This window comes from Bacillus sp. FSL R5-0585, assembly GCF_038004545.1.
GTDB classification, from domain to species: Bacteria; Bacillota; Bacilli; order Bacillales; family Bacillaceae_G; genus Bacillus_A; species Bacillus_A cereus.
In genome coordinates, this window is sequence record NZ_JBBORJ010000001.1 from 938798 (window position 1) to 954900 (window position 16103).

Consider the following 16103-nt stretch of genomic DNA (forward strand, 5'->3'; position numbering starts at 1 on the left):
ATTTTTATGATAATTAAAAGAAGGAGAGTGGATTTGATGAATATACAAATCACTGGCAATGAATTAATTACTAAGATGCTGAATGATTGGTATCGAGATATTAGAGCTCAACGTATAAGTGAAGCAAAAAAATTAAAAGGGGAGATCGATAAAAAGCTTTATATTATCGAATCAGATGTAAAGGTTTCATTTCACTATTATCTGTTAGAATTTCGATATAAAGTGTTAATAGATGGTTTAGGTAATTTGAAAAAAGCTTTTGATAAAATAGATGCATTGCCTAAACCAAATGATGAATATTCTAATTATTATTATTATTATTTATTCAAAGCCATTCATTATACAATTCTTACTAATTATAGTGAAGCTAGCAACTATTTTGAAAAAGCTGAAGGGTTATTAGAGCATATTTCAGATGAAATTGAATATGCAGAGTTTAATTATAGAGTTGCTATATTAAAATACCACTTGCATTACGCATATTCAGCTATTGAATACGCTTCAAAAGCAAGAGATATCTTTGTTAAACAAGCAGGGTATGAAGTGAACATAGCGCTGTGCGAAAATATATTAGGATTATCTTTTTCGGAATTAAAGCAGCATGATAAAGGTGAGGAATATATTGCGTCAGCAATAAACATTTTACAAAAAAATGATGCTGAAATGTTAGTATTAAGAATCAGACATAATTTAGGTTTATTGTATGCGAGTCAAAATCTTTCAGTTTTAGCAATTAGACACTTATCTGAGGTTTCTAAAAAAATGCCTACTCATTATAAGGCAATCTTTTTAGAGGCAAGAGAATATTATAAATTAGGTGAAATAGAAAAAGCGAAGGAATTAATTGAAAGTGGATTGAAGGTTTGTGAGGAATTAAAAAATGATGAATATAGATATCACTTTTTAATTCTAAAGGGATTTTGTCAGCATTTAGAGGTAGAAAAAATAGAAAAAATTATTCTCGAAGGTTTTTCTTACTTTGAAAGAAAAAATTTATCGGAGTATATTCACGAATATACTGAAAGTCTGGCATTAGAGTTTCATAAAGTAGGTAATATAGAAAAAGCAGAAAAGTATTTTTTTATGAGTTATGAAATAAAAAAGAGAATACTTGAAAAAGAAGCATTGAAATAAAGAAAAAACTTGGATTATCTATAATGGGAATAGCAGCTGGAGTTATGGGGTTTTATGGTAGAAGGTCTTTGTAATAAATTAGCTCAAAGTGGATATGGTGGAACGTTTATAATTATAAAACCTAATGAAAATCCATATGCTGTCTCTGAAGATACAACGATGCCTGCAAAACAAATCTTCTATTGAACGTGGGTAATTAAACAAGTCACAAATTATAATTTGTGACTTGTTTAAGGTTGGATACTAAATGTGTTGCTTTCAATATTGAAAGCAACTTTTAAGTTTGTGATTAATAGTTAACTTAATAAATTTTTGGGTTAAAATAAAAACAAATTTTTAATCAAGTGCCACAAAAAGTACGATAAGGGCGATTCGTCGGTGCAGGCGGAGCGCAGTATTCTTCTTGATCTGTAGAATACGCATAAGGGTTTGATAAAGCTTCAAGAAGTTTCTCCATTACGCTATAGTCGTCATTTGTAACAGCTGCTTCTAATGCTTCTTCTACACGGTGGTTCCTCGGGATGATTGATGGGTTATTATTTTTCATCATCTCGTAGGCGTTTTCTTTCGATTGTTCTTGTCTGTCTAATCGAGATTGCCACAGTTTGTACCATTCTTTAAATTCAGGACTTTCAAATAGAGCTGTATTTTCGATAGCATCAAGAGTTAATGAACGGAATGTATTTGTGTAATCCGCTTTATATTTCTCCATCATTTTTAAAAGTTGCTCAATAAGTGAGTGATCTTGTTCTTCGTTGCTAAATAGTCCTAATTTCTTTTTCATTCCAAGGAACCACTGTTTTTCATACTGTACGCTAAATTTCGAAATTTCGTCTTGAGCGATTTTTAATGCTTCTTCTTCATCTTCGTGCAGAATTGGTATTAAAGATTCAGCTAGTCGTGCTAGATCCCATGCGGCCATATATGGTTGATTTCCATATGCATAACGACCTTGTGTGTCAATAGAGCTAAATACAGTTCCTTGGTCGTAATTGTCCATAAATGCACAAGGACCGTAATCAATTGTTTCGCCACTGATCGTTATATTGTCAGTGTTCATTACGCCGTGAATAAATCCAACAAGTTGCCATTTTGCGATAAGACTGGCTTGTCTTTTAATGACTTCTTGTAGTAATGCAGTATATCGGTTTTCATGAGATTCAATTTCTGGGTAATGCCTTTTTATCGTATAGTCAGCTAGTGATTTCAGGTCCTCTATTGAACCACGAGCTGCAGCATATTGAAATGTACCGACGCGAATATGGCTACTAGCTACTCTAGTTAAAATTGCTCCAGGTAACTTTGTTTCACGATAGGTTGGTTCACCGGTTGTGACAACTGCTAAACTGCGGGTAGTTGGAATATCGAGTGCATACATTGCTTCGCTAATAATATATTCACGTAGCATCGGACCGAGTGCAGCACGGCCATCTCCTCGGCGTGAATAGGGAGTAGGGCCAGAACCTTTCAGTTGAATATCGAAACGCTCACCTGAAGGAGTAATTTGTTCGCCAATTAAAAGAGCACGACCGTCGCCTAACATATTAAAATGTCCGAATTGATGACCAGCATATGCTTGAGCTAATGGATGAGCTCCTTCTGGGAGTGCATTACCAGCGAAAATAGCAATTTCAGCTTCCTTTTTCAGTTCTTCAGGGGTCAAGCCAAGAGATATCGCTAATGAATGGTTTAGTTTAACTAACTCCGGTGAACTTACGGGAGTAGGGGGGATTTCTGTATAAAATGATTGTGGTAAAGTCGTATAACTATTATCTAAATTCCAACCTGTTTCATTATTTTTAGTCATTGTATCTCCTCCTTTTTGTATTTTAAGTTATGTATTTGTACGTATGTATTCTTTGTAAAGTTAACTAAAAGTATAATATAATATTTCCCCTTGCAATCTATTGTAAGGACTTCATTGCACTATGTCTATTTAACAGCAAATTTAAAACCTCCATTTTAAGAAAATGGAGGTTTTATTATTATTTAATTTTTACAATTATTTTTCCTTTTGCTCTTCCAGACTCTGAATATTCCATTGCTTTTTGCGCATCTTCAAAAGGGAAAACTCGATCGATTACCGGTTTAATTTTTCCGGCTTCAATATAGTTTGCAATAGTACGTAATTGATCCCCGCTTGGCTTCATAAATAAAAATGAATATTGAGCATTATGCTTTTTTTCAAGTGCAGTAAGTTTTTTGCTGGCTAATGAAAATAAGAGAGTTTTAAAGAATCCTGAACCAAATTCTTTACCGAAGCGAGCATTCGGCATACCTGAAACGGAAACAATGTTTCCTCCGCTTTTTATAATATTGAATGATTTTTCAAGTGTTGCACCGCCGATTGTATCAAATACCGCATCATAATTTTTTAGTATATCTTCAAATTTTTCTGTTTTGTAATTAATAATTTCATCTGCGCCAAGAGACGTTACTAAATTTGCACCAGCTTCACTAGCAGTCGTTGTAACAGTAGCACCCATTATTTTTGCTAACTGAATAGCGAAAGTACCAACACCACCGGATCCAGCGTGAATTAAAATCTTTTGTCCTTTTTGTAATTGCATGATGTCATGTAAAGCTTGATAGGAAGTTAAGCCAACGAGTGGAATCGAAGCCGCTTCCTCAAAACTTAGATTTTTTGGTTTTAAAGCAATATCATCTTCATGAATGGCTATATACTCCGCGAAAGTACCAATCTTATTTTTTCTTGGACGAGCATATATTTCATCACCGACTTTAAAACGAGTCACTTTTGATCCAACCTTCGTGATGACACCGGAAAAGTCATTCCCAAGGATTAGAGGCATTTCATATTTCAGTAACATTTTAACTTTTCCATCACGTATTTTAAAATCAATTGGGTTAATACTAGCTGCATGAATTTCTGCGAGCACTTCATACTCATTAATTTCAGGAGTAGGTACCTCTGCCATACGCATTGGGACTTTTCCATATCTATCAATTATCATTGCTTTCATATCTTATACCTCCAAGTTTTAATAAAAGTTTTGCAATAGCTTCTCAATATCTAATACAAGATTTTTTAATAAACCTAATTTTGTACGTATATCAATATAATAAAAATTTTTTGTACCTTCTTTTCTCATTAAAATAATGCCAGCTTCTCGTAAAATCTTAAGGTGATGTGATACTGCTGGACGGGAAAGGTGTGTTTGCTTCGTGATTTCTCCTACACGTAATCCTGTTTGACATTCCGTTTCCATTAGCACTAATAAAATAGCTTGACGTGTTTCATCACCAATTGCCAATAATACTTTTTGAGAATCAATAAAATCTTTTTTTATAATATTTAATTGTTCTTGTTTATTCATTTCAATCACTTTGCCTCCAGGTAATTAGTCGAAAGGTTTAAGATGATAAACCATTATTTCGATACGGTAATGCTACATGATTGTTGCATGAGGTGCAATATTGAGAAAGAAAATCGAGACGAATGAATTTTTTATTGTTGAAAATTATAGGGAGATAGAAAAGGGATTGGAAGGATTACATAACACAATAGATGAAGTTTTAAAAACAAAAAATGATGTAACAATAAAATAAGCGGTCGTAACCTTGTATAATCCATAAGGTTACGACCGCTTATAATGTTTGTATTATTTTTGATTTTTACGATAGAACATGGTTCAACGTAAAGTACATTCTTTTGTTTTACACTTTCATACAGACACAATTCAGGTAGATTATAGATGTATGAAAAGGTAAAAGGAATTTTGGGGCGTAATCTATCTATATGATAATTCAAAATGAAATATAAGTCTATATTTTAATGTTTTTTTTGATTATATTTATGTCACTGTGCTCAGAACAATGATGTGGAGGGTAAATATATGAAATCGAATTATGTACCAGTTTTAATTGTTGGAGGGGGATTATCTGGGTTAGCGTCTGCGTTATTTCTTGCAAAACATAACATTGAGTACTTACTTATTGAAAGGCATCCATCTACTGCCATTCATCCGAAAGCAGGTGGTCTTACTTTACGTACAATGGAGTTATTTCGAGAATTAGGCTTGGAACAAAGAATTAAATTGGCAGGTAAAGCATTAGAGAACTGCCGAGGAAGAATAGCGGTTCATACAATAGCTGAAGCGAATAAAGAAGAATTGGAACAAATGAGAGCGACGCAATACAGAAACGATGAAGAGTTACTTCAAAAAATAGAAAAGATTAGTCCATCAAAACAAACTGCATGTTATCAAATTATTTTAGAAGAGATGATGTTACAAGAAGCAAAAACGCTAGGCGGACAACTATCTTTTTATCATGAATTAGTTTCATTTGAACAAAGTGAAAACGGGGTAAAAGCAAAGCTTCGAAATCGTGAAACAGACAAAGAAAGTGTCATACATTGTGACTATGTAATTGCAGCGGATGGAGCGAAAAGTAAAATACGTGAGCAGTTAGGGATTAAAACTGAGGGTCGTGGAACCATTGGTGGCTATTATATGAATATTTATTTTGAAGCTGATTTAAGAGAGTTTATACAAGGAGACGCATTCGGTTTTTCGATGGTACTTCATCCGGAGGTTCTTGGTGCACTTATCCCGGTTGATAACGTAAAAAAATGGATTTATCATGTAGCCTACGATCCATTAAAAGGAGAGGGGCTAGAGGACTTCACTATAGAACGTTGTAAACAAATTATTCAAATAGCAATTGGAAGTACAAATGTTGAATCAAAAATATTAAGTGTTTTACCGTGGAAAGCGGCCGAAAGTACAGCGGTGAAATTTCAAGGGAATCGAACCTTTTTAGTTGGAGATTCAGCACATATTATGCCGCCAACAGGAGGATTTGGTTCAAATACAGGAATACAAGATGCGCATAACTTAGCTTGGAAATTAGCGGCTGTTATAAAAGGGAAGGCAAAACCAAAACTGTTAGAAACATATCATGAGGAGAGACACTCTGTTGCAAAATTAACGACAGCTTATGCAAGTAGTTTACTGTTTCGTGCTGCGAATAGAGAGGAAGGCAGTTTGAATAATATGGATGGTTTAGCTGTTACAGTTGGATATCAGTATGTTTCAGAGGCAATTATAGATGATTCAGTCACTCCGCATAGAATGGATAGCATAGAGTTGAACGGAAGACCTGGAACGCGAGCGCCACATTTATGGGGAACGTATGAAGGGAAGAAAGTTTCTACATTAGACTTATTCGGTAACAGTTTTGTATTACTTACAGGAGTAGAAAATAGTTCTTGGGCTGAGGCAGCACATGCTGTTTCAGCTAAATTAGGAATACATATAAAAGGGTATCGTGTTGGCTTAAGTGGAGACTTTGTTGTTCCAGAAGATATTTTTAGCAAATTATATGGTATAGAGAATGGAGGTGCTGTATTAATTAGACCAGATGGCTTTATCGGATGGCGTTCGGAAAAAACGGTAGTAAATCCAGATATAGTATTGGAAGGGGTAATGAGAAATTTATTATGTGATTTTTAAGTAACTACAGAAATATTGTTTTATGCGCTTCACTGTACTGAAAAAAATATTCACAAATTTCAATAGGTTTGATATGATTAAATTCGACAAGTTAATAGAGGCCGGAGATATTTGAGAAAAGCCATAAATTTATTTAGGGACACAGGAGTGTATTCTAAATAATTTATGGCTTTTTTTATTGAATGAACCGTACAAAATAGGGAGTTACATGTGAAAAGGAGGGCTATAGAAATTAAATAGGATAATACTAGTTTTCTATATTAATAATATAGAAAACATTTGTAAGATTGGAATTTTAATATAGGTTTATAAAAATAATGAAAGTGTGTCTTCTGTTTCGTATAAATCTCATTAGCTTGTTGAAATTTGCAACGTAGGAAGGGTTAGAAGGATGAGAAAGATTATTAGCGTTTTAGTTATTTTCTTTATGACGGGAAGTATCTTTGCTGGGGGAGCTGTTCATGCGAAAGCAGAAGGAAAGCATGAATGGAATACGAATAAGTTTTTAAATATTGCACATCGCGGAGCCAGTGGACATGCACCTGAGCATACTTTTGCTTCTTATGATTTAGTGAAAAAAATGAAAGCGGATTATTTAGAGTTAGACATTCAATTAACAAAAGATGGCCAATTAATTGCAATGCATGATACAGCAGTTGATCGCACTACAAATGGAACAGGCGAAGTACGCGATAAAACGTTAAGTGAAATAAAGAGTTTAGATGCTGGGTCATGGTTTAATAAAGCGTATCCAGAAAAGGCTAAGCAAGAGTATGTTGGGCAAAAGGTTCCAACTCTTGAAGAAATATTCCAAAAATATGGAAGAAGTATGAAGTATTATATTGAAACAAAATCACCAGATGTGTATCCAGGAATGGAAGAGAAATTGTTGGCGTTGTTACAAAAATATAATTTAGTAGGCCAAAACATGTCTTCTAGCCGTGTTATGATTCAATCATTTAGTAAAGATAGTTTGAAAAAGATTCATAGTATGAATGAAAATATTCCGTTAGTTCAATTGCTTTGGTATTATCCAAATGAAAACAATGAAATTGTTGAATGGTCTGGTATTACACATGAACCGAAAAGTGTAACAAATGATGATTTTCAAGAAATTAAAAAGTATGCAGCTGGTATTGGACCAAACTTACGTAATGATAACGGAGAACTAATTATTGATGAGTCATATATGAAAATGGCTAGGAAAAATGGACTGTTAATTCACCCTTATACAATTAATGAGAAACCCGATATGAGACTGTTAATCAAATGGGGTGCTACAGGAATGTTTACAAATTATCCGGATCGATTACATAGTGTATTGAAGGAAAAATAAGTGGAAAAGGGTATACCAGTGTTTTAGGTATACCCTTTTTAATTTAACTCCCCGATAAACAGAATCTCTTTTTCATAGCATTCATCTTCATCATAAATAATTTCTTGAAAGCGAAGTGTTTGGAAGGAATGATAAACTGAAATTTCCCATGTCTCCCAAAAATCAATTTCATTTGAAAGAAGGATCCATTTTTGAAATTCACTATTTCTATTAAAGAAATTATGAAAATAGTCCTCATTTTTAAATATAATGATTTCCGAATCCCACAAATTATTTATAGAAATCAAAACAACAACTCGATATGTATGTGTATCGCTCGGTTTCATATTTATTAAATGATTTGCTTGATTTAATAAGGTTTGAATACATAACCGTTTTACTTTTCTAGGTGTTTTACGAGAGTCAATAAAAGCTTGCGAAACTGGCAATAGCATATTCCAATATTCATCGTTATAGAAAGTAGAAGGGAACGTTTTTGTATGTTCCTCAATTCGGTTTATCATAGTGTTTGTTTTTCGGTTCATACCACGTATTTTCTTTTCACGCATTGTGAGTCATCTCCATAAATTTTTGTAATGCAGCAGAGTGATATATATCTTTTCTAGTAATAAAAGTAGTAGGAACTTTTTTGAAGTTATTTGGTAAAGGATTGAATGATATGTCATGTTTATGACCACTTAAAATAGACTTCATCATAATTGCTATGCCCATACCTGATTTTACACATGCGAGAATCGCTTCAATTGTTCCAAACTCTAATACTCGCTTAGGTGAAATTCCTTCTTCTTGAAGCCAATCTTCTAATAAATTTCTATAATAGCACCCATGACTAAATGCAAGTAAATTCATGTCTCCTATGTCTTTAAAGGAAGATAAAGGCTTTTTGCTAATGAGAACTAATTCTTCTTCACGAAATATATTTGTATGAAGTTCAGCATGCTGAGTAGAGCCAGCTATAAACGCTCCGTCCAGTTTTCGTTCTAGTACAAGCCTAATCAATTGTTCCGTCGTATTTGATTCTAAAATCAATTCGACTTTTGAGTATTTCTCATAATAGGCCGTTAATATAGATGGAAGTCTTACAGCGGTTGTAGATTCTGTACATCCAATTTTTAAAGTGCCTCTTGGTTCGATCCCATTACTTTGAACTGCTTTAACAGATTGATCCATTAAGTAGATAATTTGTTTGGCGTATGTTAATAAAATCTCACCGTTAGAAGTTAAAGTTACACCTTTTCCGTTTCGGTAAAATAAAGGCACACCTAATTCGTTTTCTAGTTGTTTCATACGCATTGTTACGCCAGACTGTACATAGTTTAAATTTTTAGCTGCGTGAGATATGTTTTTTTCTTTCGCAACTTCGTAAAATACAGTTAAATCTTTTATATCCAAGTATCATCCCTCCAGAAAAGGTATCATTTTTTTTGATGAATTACATGATAAATCTTTATTTTATATGATATCAGAACTTTCATACAATGGAAGGGGATGGAGGGATTATTGTGTTAATGGAAGAAAGGGTGAATAGTACTTATAAGTGGGTTATGTTAATTTTTGCGACGGTTGCTCAAACAACAGCGACACTTATAACATATGGTGTTGGAGCGTTTGCTTTATTTTGGAAAGAAGAATATGCACTTACGAATACGGAGATTGGATTGTTAGTAAGTGTTGTAAATATAGGACCGCTATTTTGTATGCTTTTTGTCGGGCGGCTACTTGATCAATACAATGAAAAGTTGTTAATTTCGATAAGTTCATTTTTACTAGGAGGTTCGTTTTTACTGACTAATATGGTCAATGGATTTAATGGGTTACTCTTTGTACTTTTATTAGTAGGAACGTTTTATAGTGTTTCGCAGCCAGGAGGAAGTAAGGTGATAATGAAGTGGTTCTCAAAAGAAAATCGCGGGTTAGCGATGGGGATTAGACAAGCCGGTATACCGATTGGTGGTACATTAGCGGGAGTATTGATCCCGGTTCTTACAATAAAATATAATATGGCCTATGCGGTAAATAGTATTGCATGTATTTGTATAATTGGAGGGTTTTTATTTTTTATATTTTATAAGGAACCATATATTCAAGAGAAAGTTAAACAAGAACGTAGTAAACTTTCTTTTTGGATGCAGTTAAAAGAAGTGATGTGTAAAAAAGAGTTATATGCAATTTATATAACTGGCATTTGTATGATTTCATTGCAAATGGTGTTAGTTGCGCACTTTATAAAATTTTTAGTATTGGAACAATCAATCACGCCAATTTTAGCTGGAAAAGTATTTTCCGTTATGTTCTTTTCTGGAATGGTTGGTAGGGTTATATTAGCAGCTACTAGTGATTTATTTTATAAGGGGAATAGGCGTACCCTCTTATTTATAACTGTTTGTATTTCTATTTTCTTCATTCTAATATTAGTAATGAGCATACATACAATAACGAATGTATTGTATGGTGTAAGTGCATTGTTAGGGTTCTTTTCAATTGGATGGTTTAGCCTTTTTATAACTGAAGTTGCGGAATCAGCAAGTGAAGAATCGGTAGGGATGACAGTGAGTTTTGCACTTACATTAAATCAAATTGCCATTATTGCTGCGCCTGCTTTATTTGGTTATATTGTAGATAAGAAGGGATATACGTATGCGTGGTTATGCATAGTTGTATTACTAACTATTTCAGCGGTTAGCTTATATAGGAAGTATAGAAAATGAAGGAATGTTAGTAATGTAAATTTTTTATGAAGAAAGTCTAAAGAAATGTTGAATGAGCGACATTTCTTTTTTTATTTGTTGTATAATCAAAATGTAAATGAGATTCGTTTTCAATTTCGTTCATTACCTCTTTTGAAATTACCTGTAATTTTAGCCATAATTAGCTGTTTTTCTTTATCGTTATTTGCATGATTTATTTTATTTAAAAATTTTTCAGCATCATTTCCTTTTAATGTTTTTATTTGTTTTCCGTAATATTCAATTAATACCATGTTATTTTTTGTTATCCGATAATGAAACATCTTATCATCTAAACGATTGCGTTTATCGGTGTTTTTCATATTACATCTCCATTCTTTTTAGTATGTAACAAATGTTACAAAAGAATTTGAAATTATAGTGTAATGCATCCGATTGTATGTTGGAAATTTTGCAAGAAAGAAATACAATAGAGAGTAGTCAAAATTGAAAATGAGAAAAAGGAATCTAGTTTTAACAGAGTGAATATTAAATAATATTATAATATACTTGATAATTAAAAGATATAAAATAGAATGGATGTACGTTAAGTGAAACTAGATAAAAGAGGGTTCCTAGTATGTTAAAGAAATGGTTAATCGTTTTCTTTATTTTTGCAGTTTTTTGTGGAAGTATTGTTACGCTAATACATGCAAATAAAGGAAAAAAATATGATGCAAAGGCATTTTCTAATGTAAATAGTAAGCAAAAAGATGTTAAGCAGGAAATTGATGCGAATGAGAAAAAGCGTTATGAAATTGCAGCTGGAAAACTAGATCAGTACTTAAAAGATAAAGGATTTAATGGGAGTGTTCTTGTAGCAAGTAAAGGTCATGTAATTTTACGAAAAGGCTACGGTTATGCGAATGTGAAAGATCAAGTATTAACAACGCCAAGAACGAAATATCGCATTGGTTCTATTACGAAAACAGTTGTTGCAATATCTATTATGCAACTAAAAGAAAAAGGGAAGTTGAACATTGAAGACAATGTAAATAAATATATCCCATCGTTTCCGGCAGATAAAAACATTACGTTACGAAACTTGTTAACACATACGTCTGGATTACCAGAACAGGGACAAGGTAGTGTTGACGCAGCATCACGGTTAAAATTAGTAACGTGGATTGGGGCACAAACGTTACAATTTCCAGCAGGGACAGGATGGAAATATACAGATTATAATTATATGGTGCTTGCATATATTGTAGAAAAAATATCGAATAAACCACTTGCTGAATATGTGAAAGAAAATATTTTGACTCCCGTTGAAATGAATGAATCTGGAATGGGCGCAACACTTCCAGAAGATATTTTCTTAGCAGAAGGGTATACGAAAAAAGATAATAAGTTAATAGCCACGCCGCGCTTAAAAATGAACTGGCTGTATGGTTGTGGTGAAATGTATACGACTGTTGAAGATATGAAAAAGTTAGATGAAGCTATTATGGATGGTAAACTACTTTCTAAACAAAGTGTATCAGATATGTTTTCTGCATCACCTGCAAGAAAATATGGATTTAGTTTCTATATTTACCCAGATTATTATCATAACCACGGTGTATTAGCTGGCTGGAACACTTTTAATAATTTTAACTGGGATAAACGAACGTTTGTCATATTATTTTCTAACGTCCAAAATGGTATGAATGACGCATTTAATCAAGAATTTAGGAAAATGGCGAATGATTTAATAGAAGGAAAATAATTATAAAAAATCGGTATGGATATGTAATTATCCATACCGATTTTTTTATTTTGTAAAGTTTTACTTACTGAATAAAGTGAAACTTTAATCAGTAGGGATTTTGTTCATCTCCCACCTAACTTCTTTGCTTCCGCTGAATTTTGAGGTGAGGGTCTTACTGCCCATAAATAGCGGGATAAATAGGTAAGAAAGGTGATTGACATATGAATAAATCTAAATAGGTAGTTAAATGCTAAGTAATGCAAAGAAAAATTGGTAATTTTTACATTGATAAAAAAGCTTGAGCTTCACACTATGTGAAGCTTTATATTATTGGAGACAAGAACAGGAGGTTGAAAAAATGAAAAAAGCAATAAAGTTTTGTTTAATAGCTACATTATCTACAACAATTATTAGTGGATGCTCTTTTGAGGGTAACAATGAAAATGTTAAAGGGAAAGAAGGGGAAAAAGTAGAGGTACAGAAAAATGCTGGGAAATATACGATGCCAGATGAAAAAGATAAACATGAAGGTACATGGCTGCAATGGCCACATGAATACACATATGGTGAAGAGTATAAGAAGGAAGTTGAACCTATTTGGGTTAAGATGGCAAGTGCTTTAACTGAGGGTGAGAAAGTCCACATTGTTGCATATGACCAGGAAGAAAAAGAAAGAATCAATAACCTTTTAACAGATGAAGGGTTAAATATGGAGAAAATTGATTTCTTTATCGCGCCTACTGATGATGTATGGGCAAGGGACAGTGGACCAATTTTTGTTTATGACAGCAATAAAAATCTCAAAATATTAGATCCAGCATTTAATGGTTGGGGGAAGAAAACACCTTATAAAAATGATGCTCAAATACGTAAGAATGTTAGTAAACAATCAGGAATTGAAAGAGTTGATTGGGGGAAATTTGTCCTTGAAGGCGGCGCAATTGAATTAGACAGCAATGGGACTGCTTTATTAACTCGAAGTGCAGTAACGAATAAAAATAGAAATCCTGATTTATCAGAAAAGGAAATTGAAAAATATATAAGTGACCTTGGGGTATCAAACTTTATTTGGTTAGACGGAGTACCTAATTTAGATATTACGGACTTTCATATTGATGGATTTGCTAAATTCCATAATAAATCTACCATTGTAACGATGAAAGAAGATGACCTAGCCGAATGGGGTTTATCTAATAAAGATATGGATACATTGTTAGATGCAAAAAATGCTTCAGGACAGAAATATAAGTATGAATACTTGCCGCTTAGTAAAGAAAAGGTTGCTTTAGAAAATGGAAAAACTCTCGATTATAAGGGGTCGTATATCAATTATTATATCGGAAATACAGTTGTATTAGTGCCTAATTATAATGATCCGAATGATAAAATCGCAAACGATACGATTCAGAAGTTATACCCAGATCGTAAAGTAGTCGGTATTGATGTGAGAGAGTTGTATAAAAACGGTGGTATGATTCATTGTGTGACACAACAACAACCCATTGCATTGAAGTAATTAATTGTAATTTCGTTGTGCTGCTATATGGACAAAATAGGTGAAATCTTATCTTTACCTATTTTGTCGTTCCTTATTATTTGTAAAAATAAAATTTAAATATGATGATAATTGAATTGTAGTGTATGTTCGCTTTTCGTTTTATATGGTAAAGGAGAAAAATGTTTGTGTTAAAGAATTTTAAAATAGTGTTTTCGTATTTCCCTATCGTTTTACAGTACATTTTAAATGTAGCTTTAATTTGCTTAGGGGTTGTTCTAAGTGTGTTTCTTATGAAAGAAGTCATTCAGTTTATACAAGAACTGAAATTGGATAGTAATGAATCTAGTTATCATTTAATTGATAGTATCGTCGTATTCTTTTTGTACTTTGAATTCATCGTAATGATTATAAAGTATTTTCAAATGAATTTTCATTTTCCATTACGATATTTTATATATATAGGTATAACAGCTATTGTGCGTCTCATCATTATAGATCACGATAGTCCGTTAGATTTATTGTTATATGCCTGTGCAATCTTTGTATTAATTAGTGCGTTATTCATTGCGAATTCTAAAATGATGCGTCGGGATTTAGAATAGTGAACATTTGTTGTTGAATTAAATAAGATATTTTATCTTTTTGCCAAAAAGGAGTAACGGTATTGAAAGAAATAATCTTAACCAGCCTCATAATGATAGGGTTTATGATTCTATTATTTAATTGTATACTTTCGTGATTTAAAAGAATAAAAGGTTAATAGAGAAAGAGGTTTTTGTAAATATGGTTCATTACAATAATCAAAATAGTTTACATTTATAAGTTTTGCATTCATAGGTATTGAAGCAATAGGGGTTGAAATTGAAGATCCCTTTGGTCAGGATCCAAATGATCTTCCGCTAGAAGGAATTTGTATAGGAGTAGAAGCGCATTTAGTGAATTTATATAATCAAAACGATCTATTAGAAGTAATGGGTTTGAATTTTGATAAAAAAATCATTTAATCATTTATTGTTGTTTTAAAATATGGTATTTAAAAAACTTGTCAAGAGTCAATTTAAGGCTTAACGTCAGCTTTATATTTTTTATATAAATATATAATATTTCTCCATGCTATAATCCATTCATGAAATATACGCGGTTCATGAGTTGTAATGAAAAGAGAAATGAATTGAGGAATAGTTGACTTTGTGAAATCAGTTATGTAACTACTATTAAAAAGCGAGGTAAATAATATGGAACAAAAACATAATGGGATTATTTTTACTGCAATACCAGACGAATCGAATGAATATTATCAACCATTTTATGAAGACTTGATTTACTTTAATGAATGTTTAAATGAAAAGAAATCAATTGCGGATCAACTTATATCTTTATCTGTTGAAGAACAAGACTTTCATACGAGCTGTTTTGAGTATGATGATATTTGGCTAAGAGATGTTGCACCGGTTGTCACAAATCATCTAGTTAAATTTAAATATCGACCAAATTATTTGCCAGATGATCAAGGGCGATATTTAGATCAACAGTTTAATAAATGGTTGAAAAAGAATGACTTTGAATATGTGAAATCCCCATTAATATTAGATGGTGGTAATCTTATTTGGAATAAAAAAGATACCGTAATATTAACAGAACGTATATTTGATGATAACGATGATTGGACAGAAGAGGAAATTATTGAGCAGTTAGAATGGGATTTAGATGTGAGCCGAGTTATTATTATTCCTGCTGAAGAAGGGGATGTACTAGCACACGCAGACGGAATGGTAAAATTTATTGATGAACATACAATGTTTATTAGTGATTTTTTAGGGGATCATGAATTTAGATATAGTGTTCAAGAGATTATTCAAGAACAAATGCCAGAAGCTGAATTTATAGTTGTTCCTTCATCATATACAGAGAAAGGACAATATGATCAAGAGATAGCATCAGCAAAAGGGTTGTATATAAATATGTTAGAATCATGTGATGCTCTTTATGTTCCTAAGTTTGGACTAGCTAAAGATGAGGAAGTTTTACGATATATTCAACAGTATACGGAGAAACAAGTTATTCAAATTCATGTAGGAGAAATATCAACAATGGGAGGCGCAATGAATTGTTTAACGTGGTATTGTCCAAGTCATTTGTTACCTTCGAAAATGAGAAGATTGAAAAATCAGAATAAATATTTTTCAATGAAGAAGATTTTTGATTGGTTTTAATAAATAAGTAAGGAAAAGAAAATATATTC

16 protein-coding genes and 1 pseudogene are annotated in these 16103 nt (G+C 32.5%); 11 read left to right on the forward strand and 6 right to left on the reverse strand.

What is annotated here, in order from left to right; genetic code table 11:
• Positions 1-36: 36 nt before the first annotated feature.
• Entirely contained in the window at positions 37-1134 is a 1098-nt protein-coding gene (locus MKY38_RS04870; RefSeq protein ID WP_341048240.1) for a response regulator aspartate phosphatase, read from the forward strand.
• Positions 1135-1188: 54 nt separating this feature from the next.
• On the forward strand, positions 1189-1320 hold the full coding sequence (locus MKY38_RS04875) for a hypothetical protein (RefSeq protein WP_000229167.1): 132 nt from the start codon (positions 1189-1191) through the stop codon (positions 1318-1320).
• Positions 1321-1474: 154 nt separating this feature from the next.
• On the opposite strand, the gene MKY38_RS04880 is transcribed toward MKY38_RS04875, so the two are convergent.
• The 3 genes from MKY38_RS04880 to MKY38_RS04890 all read right to left on the reverse strand — a co-directional run bounded on the left by MKY38_RS04880 (position 1475) and on the right by MKY38_RS04890 (position 4481).
• Positions 1475-2941: a protein adenylyltransferase SelO gene (locus tag MKY38_RS04880; RefSeq protein WP_088346236.1), complete on the reverse strand. Its 1467-nt coding sequence runs from the start codon at positions 2939-2941 to the stop codon at positions 1475-1477.
• A 178-nt stretch (positions 2942-3119) separates the two neighbouring features.
• The gene (locus MKY38_RS04885) at positions 3120-4118 is read right to left on the reverse strand and encodes an NADP-dependent oxidoreductase (RefSeq protein WP_000646442.1); all 999 of its coding nucleotides are present in this window, start codon (positions 4116-4118) and stop codon (positions 3120-3122) included.
• Between the two features lie 18 nt (positions 4119-4136).
• Entirely contained in the window at positions 4137-4481 is a 345-nt protein-coding gene (locus MKY38_RS04890; protein ID WP_000571870.1) for an ArsR/SmtB family transcription factor, read from the reverse strand.
• A gap of 91 nt (positions 4482-4572) precedes the next feature.
• Between MKY38_RS04890 and MKY38_RS04895 the strand changes: the two genes are divergently transcribed.
• The 3 genes from MKY38_RS04895 to MKY38_RS04905 all read left to right on the forward strand — a co-directional run bounded on the left by MKY38_RS04895 (position 4573) and on the right by MKY38_RS04905 (position 7947).
• On the forward strand, positions 4573-4704 hold the full coding sequence (locus MKY38_RS04895; RefSeq protein WP_001227549.1) for a hypothetical protein: 132 nt from the start codon (positions 4573-4575) through the stop codon (positions 4702-4704).
• A gap of 287 nt (positions 4705-4991) precedes the next feature.
• On the forward strand, positions 4992-6611 hold the full coding sequence (locus tag MKY38_RS04900; RefSeq protein WP_078439908.1) for an FAD-dependent oxidoreductase: 1620 nt from the start codon (positions 4992-4994) through the stop codon (positions 6609-6611).
• 391 nt (positions 6612-7002) lie between these two features.
• Positions 7003-7947 carry a glycerophosphodiester phosphodiesterase gene (locus MKY38_RS04905; protein WP_001226340.1) on the forward strand — a complete coding sequence of 315 codons (945 nt, stop codon included), beginning with the start codon at positions 7003-7005 and terminating at the stop codon, positions 7945-7947.
• Positions 7948-7985: 38 nt separating this feature from the next.
• Here MKY38_RS04905 and MKY38_RS04910 read toward each other — a convergent pair whose 3' ends face one another.
• Together MKY38_RS04910 and MKY38_RS04915 are read right to left on the reverse strand one after the other, a co-directional pair.
• The gene (locus tag MKY38_RS04910; RefSeq protein ID WP_078384648.1) at positions 7986-8495 is read right to left on the reverse strand and encodes a DUF3916 domain-containing protein; all 510 of its coding nucleotides are present in this window, start codon (positions 8493-8495) and stop codon (positions 7986-7988) included.
• Positions 8488-9339: a LysR family transcriptional regulator gene (locus tag MKY38_RS04915; RefSeq protein ID WP_065224163.1), complete on the reverse strand. Its 852-nt coding sequence runs from the start codon at positions 9337-9339 to the stop codon at positions 8488-8490. The genes MKY38_RS04910 and MKY38_RS04915 overlap by 8 nt, the downstream gene beginning before the upstream one ends.
• An 86-nt stretch (positions 9340-9425) precedes the next feature.
• Here MKY38_RS04915 and MKY38_RS04920 point away from each other — a divergent pair, with 86 nt between their 5' ends.
• Positions 9426-10655 carry an MFS transporter gene (locus MKY38_RS04920; RefSeq protein ID WP_046392925.1) on the forward strand — a complete coding sequence of 410 codons (1230 nt, stop codon included), beginning with the start codon at positions 9426-9428 and terminating at the stop codon, positions 10653-10655.
• A gap of 110 nt (positions 10656-10765) precedes the next feature.
• Here MKY38_RS04920 and MKY38_RS04925 read toward each other — a convergent pair whose 3' ends face one another.
• A complete protein-coding gene (locus MKY38_RS04925; protein ID WP_065224164.1) occupies positions 10766-10996 on the reverse strand; it encodes a hypothetical protein in 231 nt (76 codons plus the stop codon).
• 257 nt (positions 10997-11253) lie between these two features.
• Between MKY38_RS04925 and MKY38_RS04930 the strand changes: the two genes are divergently transcribed.
• The 5 genes and pseudogenes from MKY38_RS04930 to MKY38_RS04950 all read left to right on the forward strand — a co-directional run bounded on the left by MKY38_RS04930 (position 11254) and on the right by MKY38_RS04950 (position 16074).
• Complete coding sequence (locus tag MKY38_RS04930) at positions 11254-12381, forward strand: serine hydrolase domain-containing protein (RefSeq protein ID WP_000915192.1); 1128 nt, start codon at positions 11254-11256, stop codon at positions 12379-12381.
• Between the two features lie 340 nt (positions 12382-12721).
• The gene (locus tag MKY38_RS04935) at positions 12722-13879 is read left to right on the forward strand and encodes an agmatine deiminase family protein (RefSeq protein WP_000709181.1); all 1158 of its coding nucleotides are present in this window, start codon (positions 12722-12724) and stop codon (positions 13877-13879) included.
• A gap of 167 nt (positions 13880-14046) precedes the next feature.
• Positions 14047-14463 (forward strand): phosphate-starvation-inducible protein PsiE, encoded by a 417-nt coding sequence (gene psiE / locus MKY38_RS04940; protein WP_000916573.1) that lies wholly within the window; start codon positions 14047-14049, stop codon positions 14461-14463.
• A gap of 210 nt (positions 14464-14673) precedes the next feature.
• Positions 14674-14865, forward strand: a pseudogene (locus MKY38_RS04945) (bestrophin family protein); the annotation flags it as partial.
• 231 nt (positions 14866-15096) lie between these two features.
• A complete protein-coding gene (locus MKY38_RS04950; protein WP_078384650.1) occupies positions 15097-16074 on the forward strand; it encodes an agmatine deiminase family protein in 978 nt (325 codons plus the stop codon).
• Positions 16075-16103: the final 29 nt, after the last annotated feature.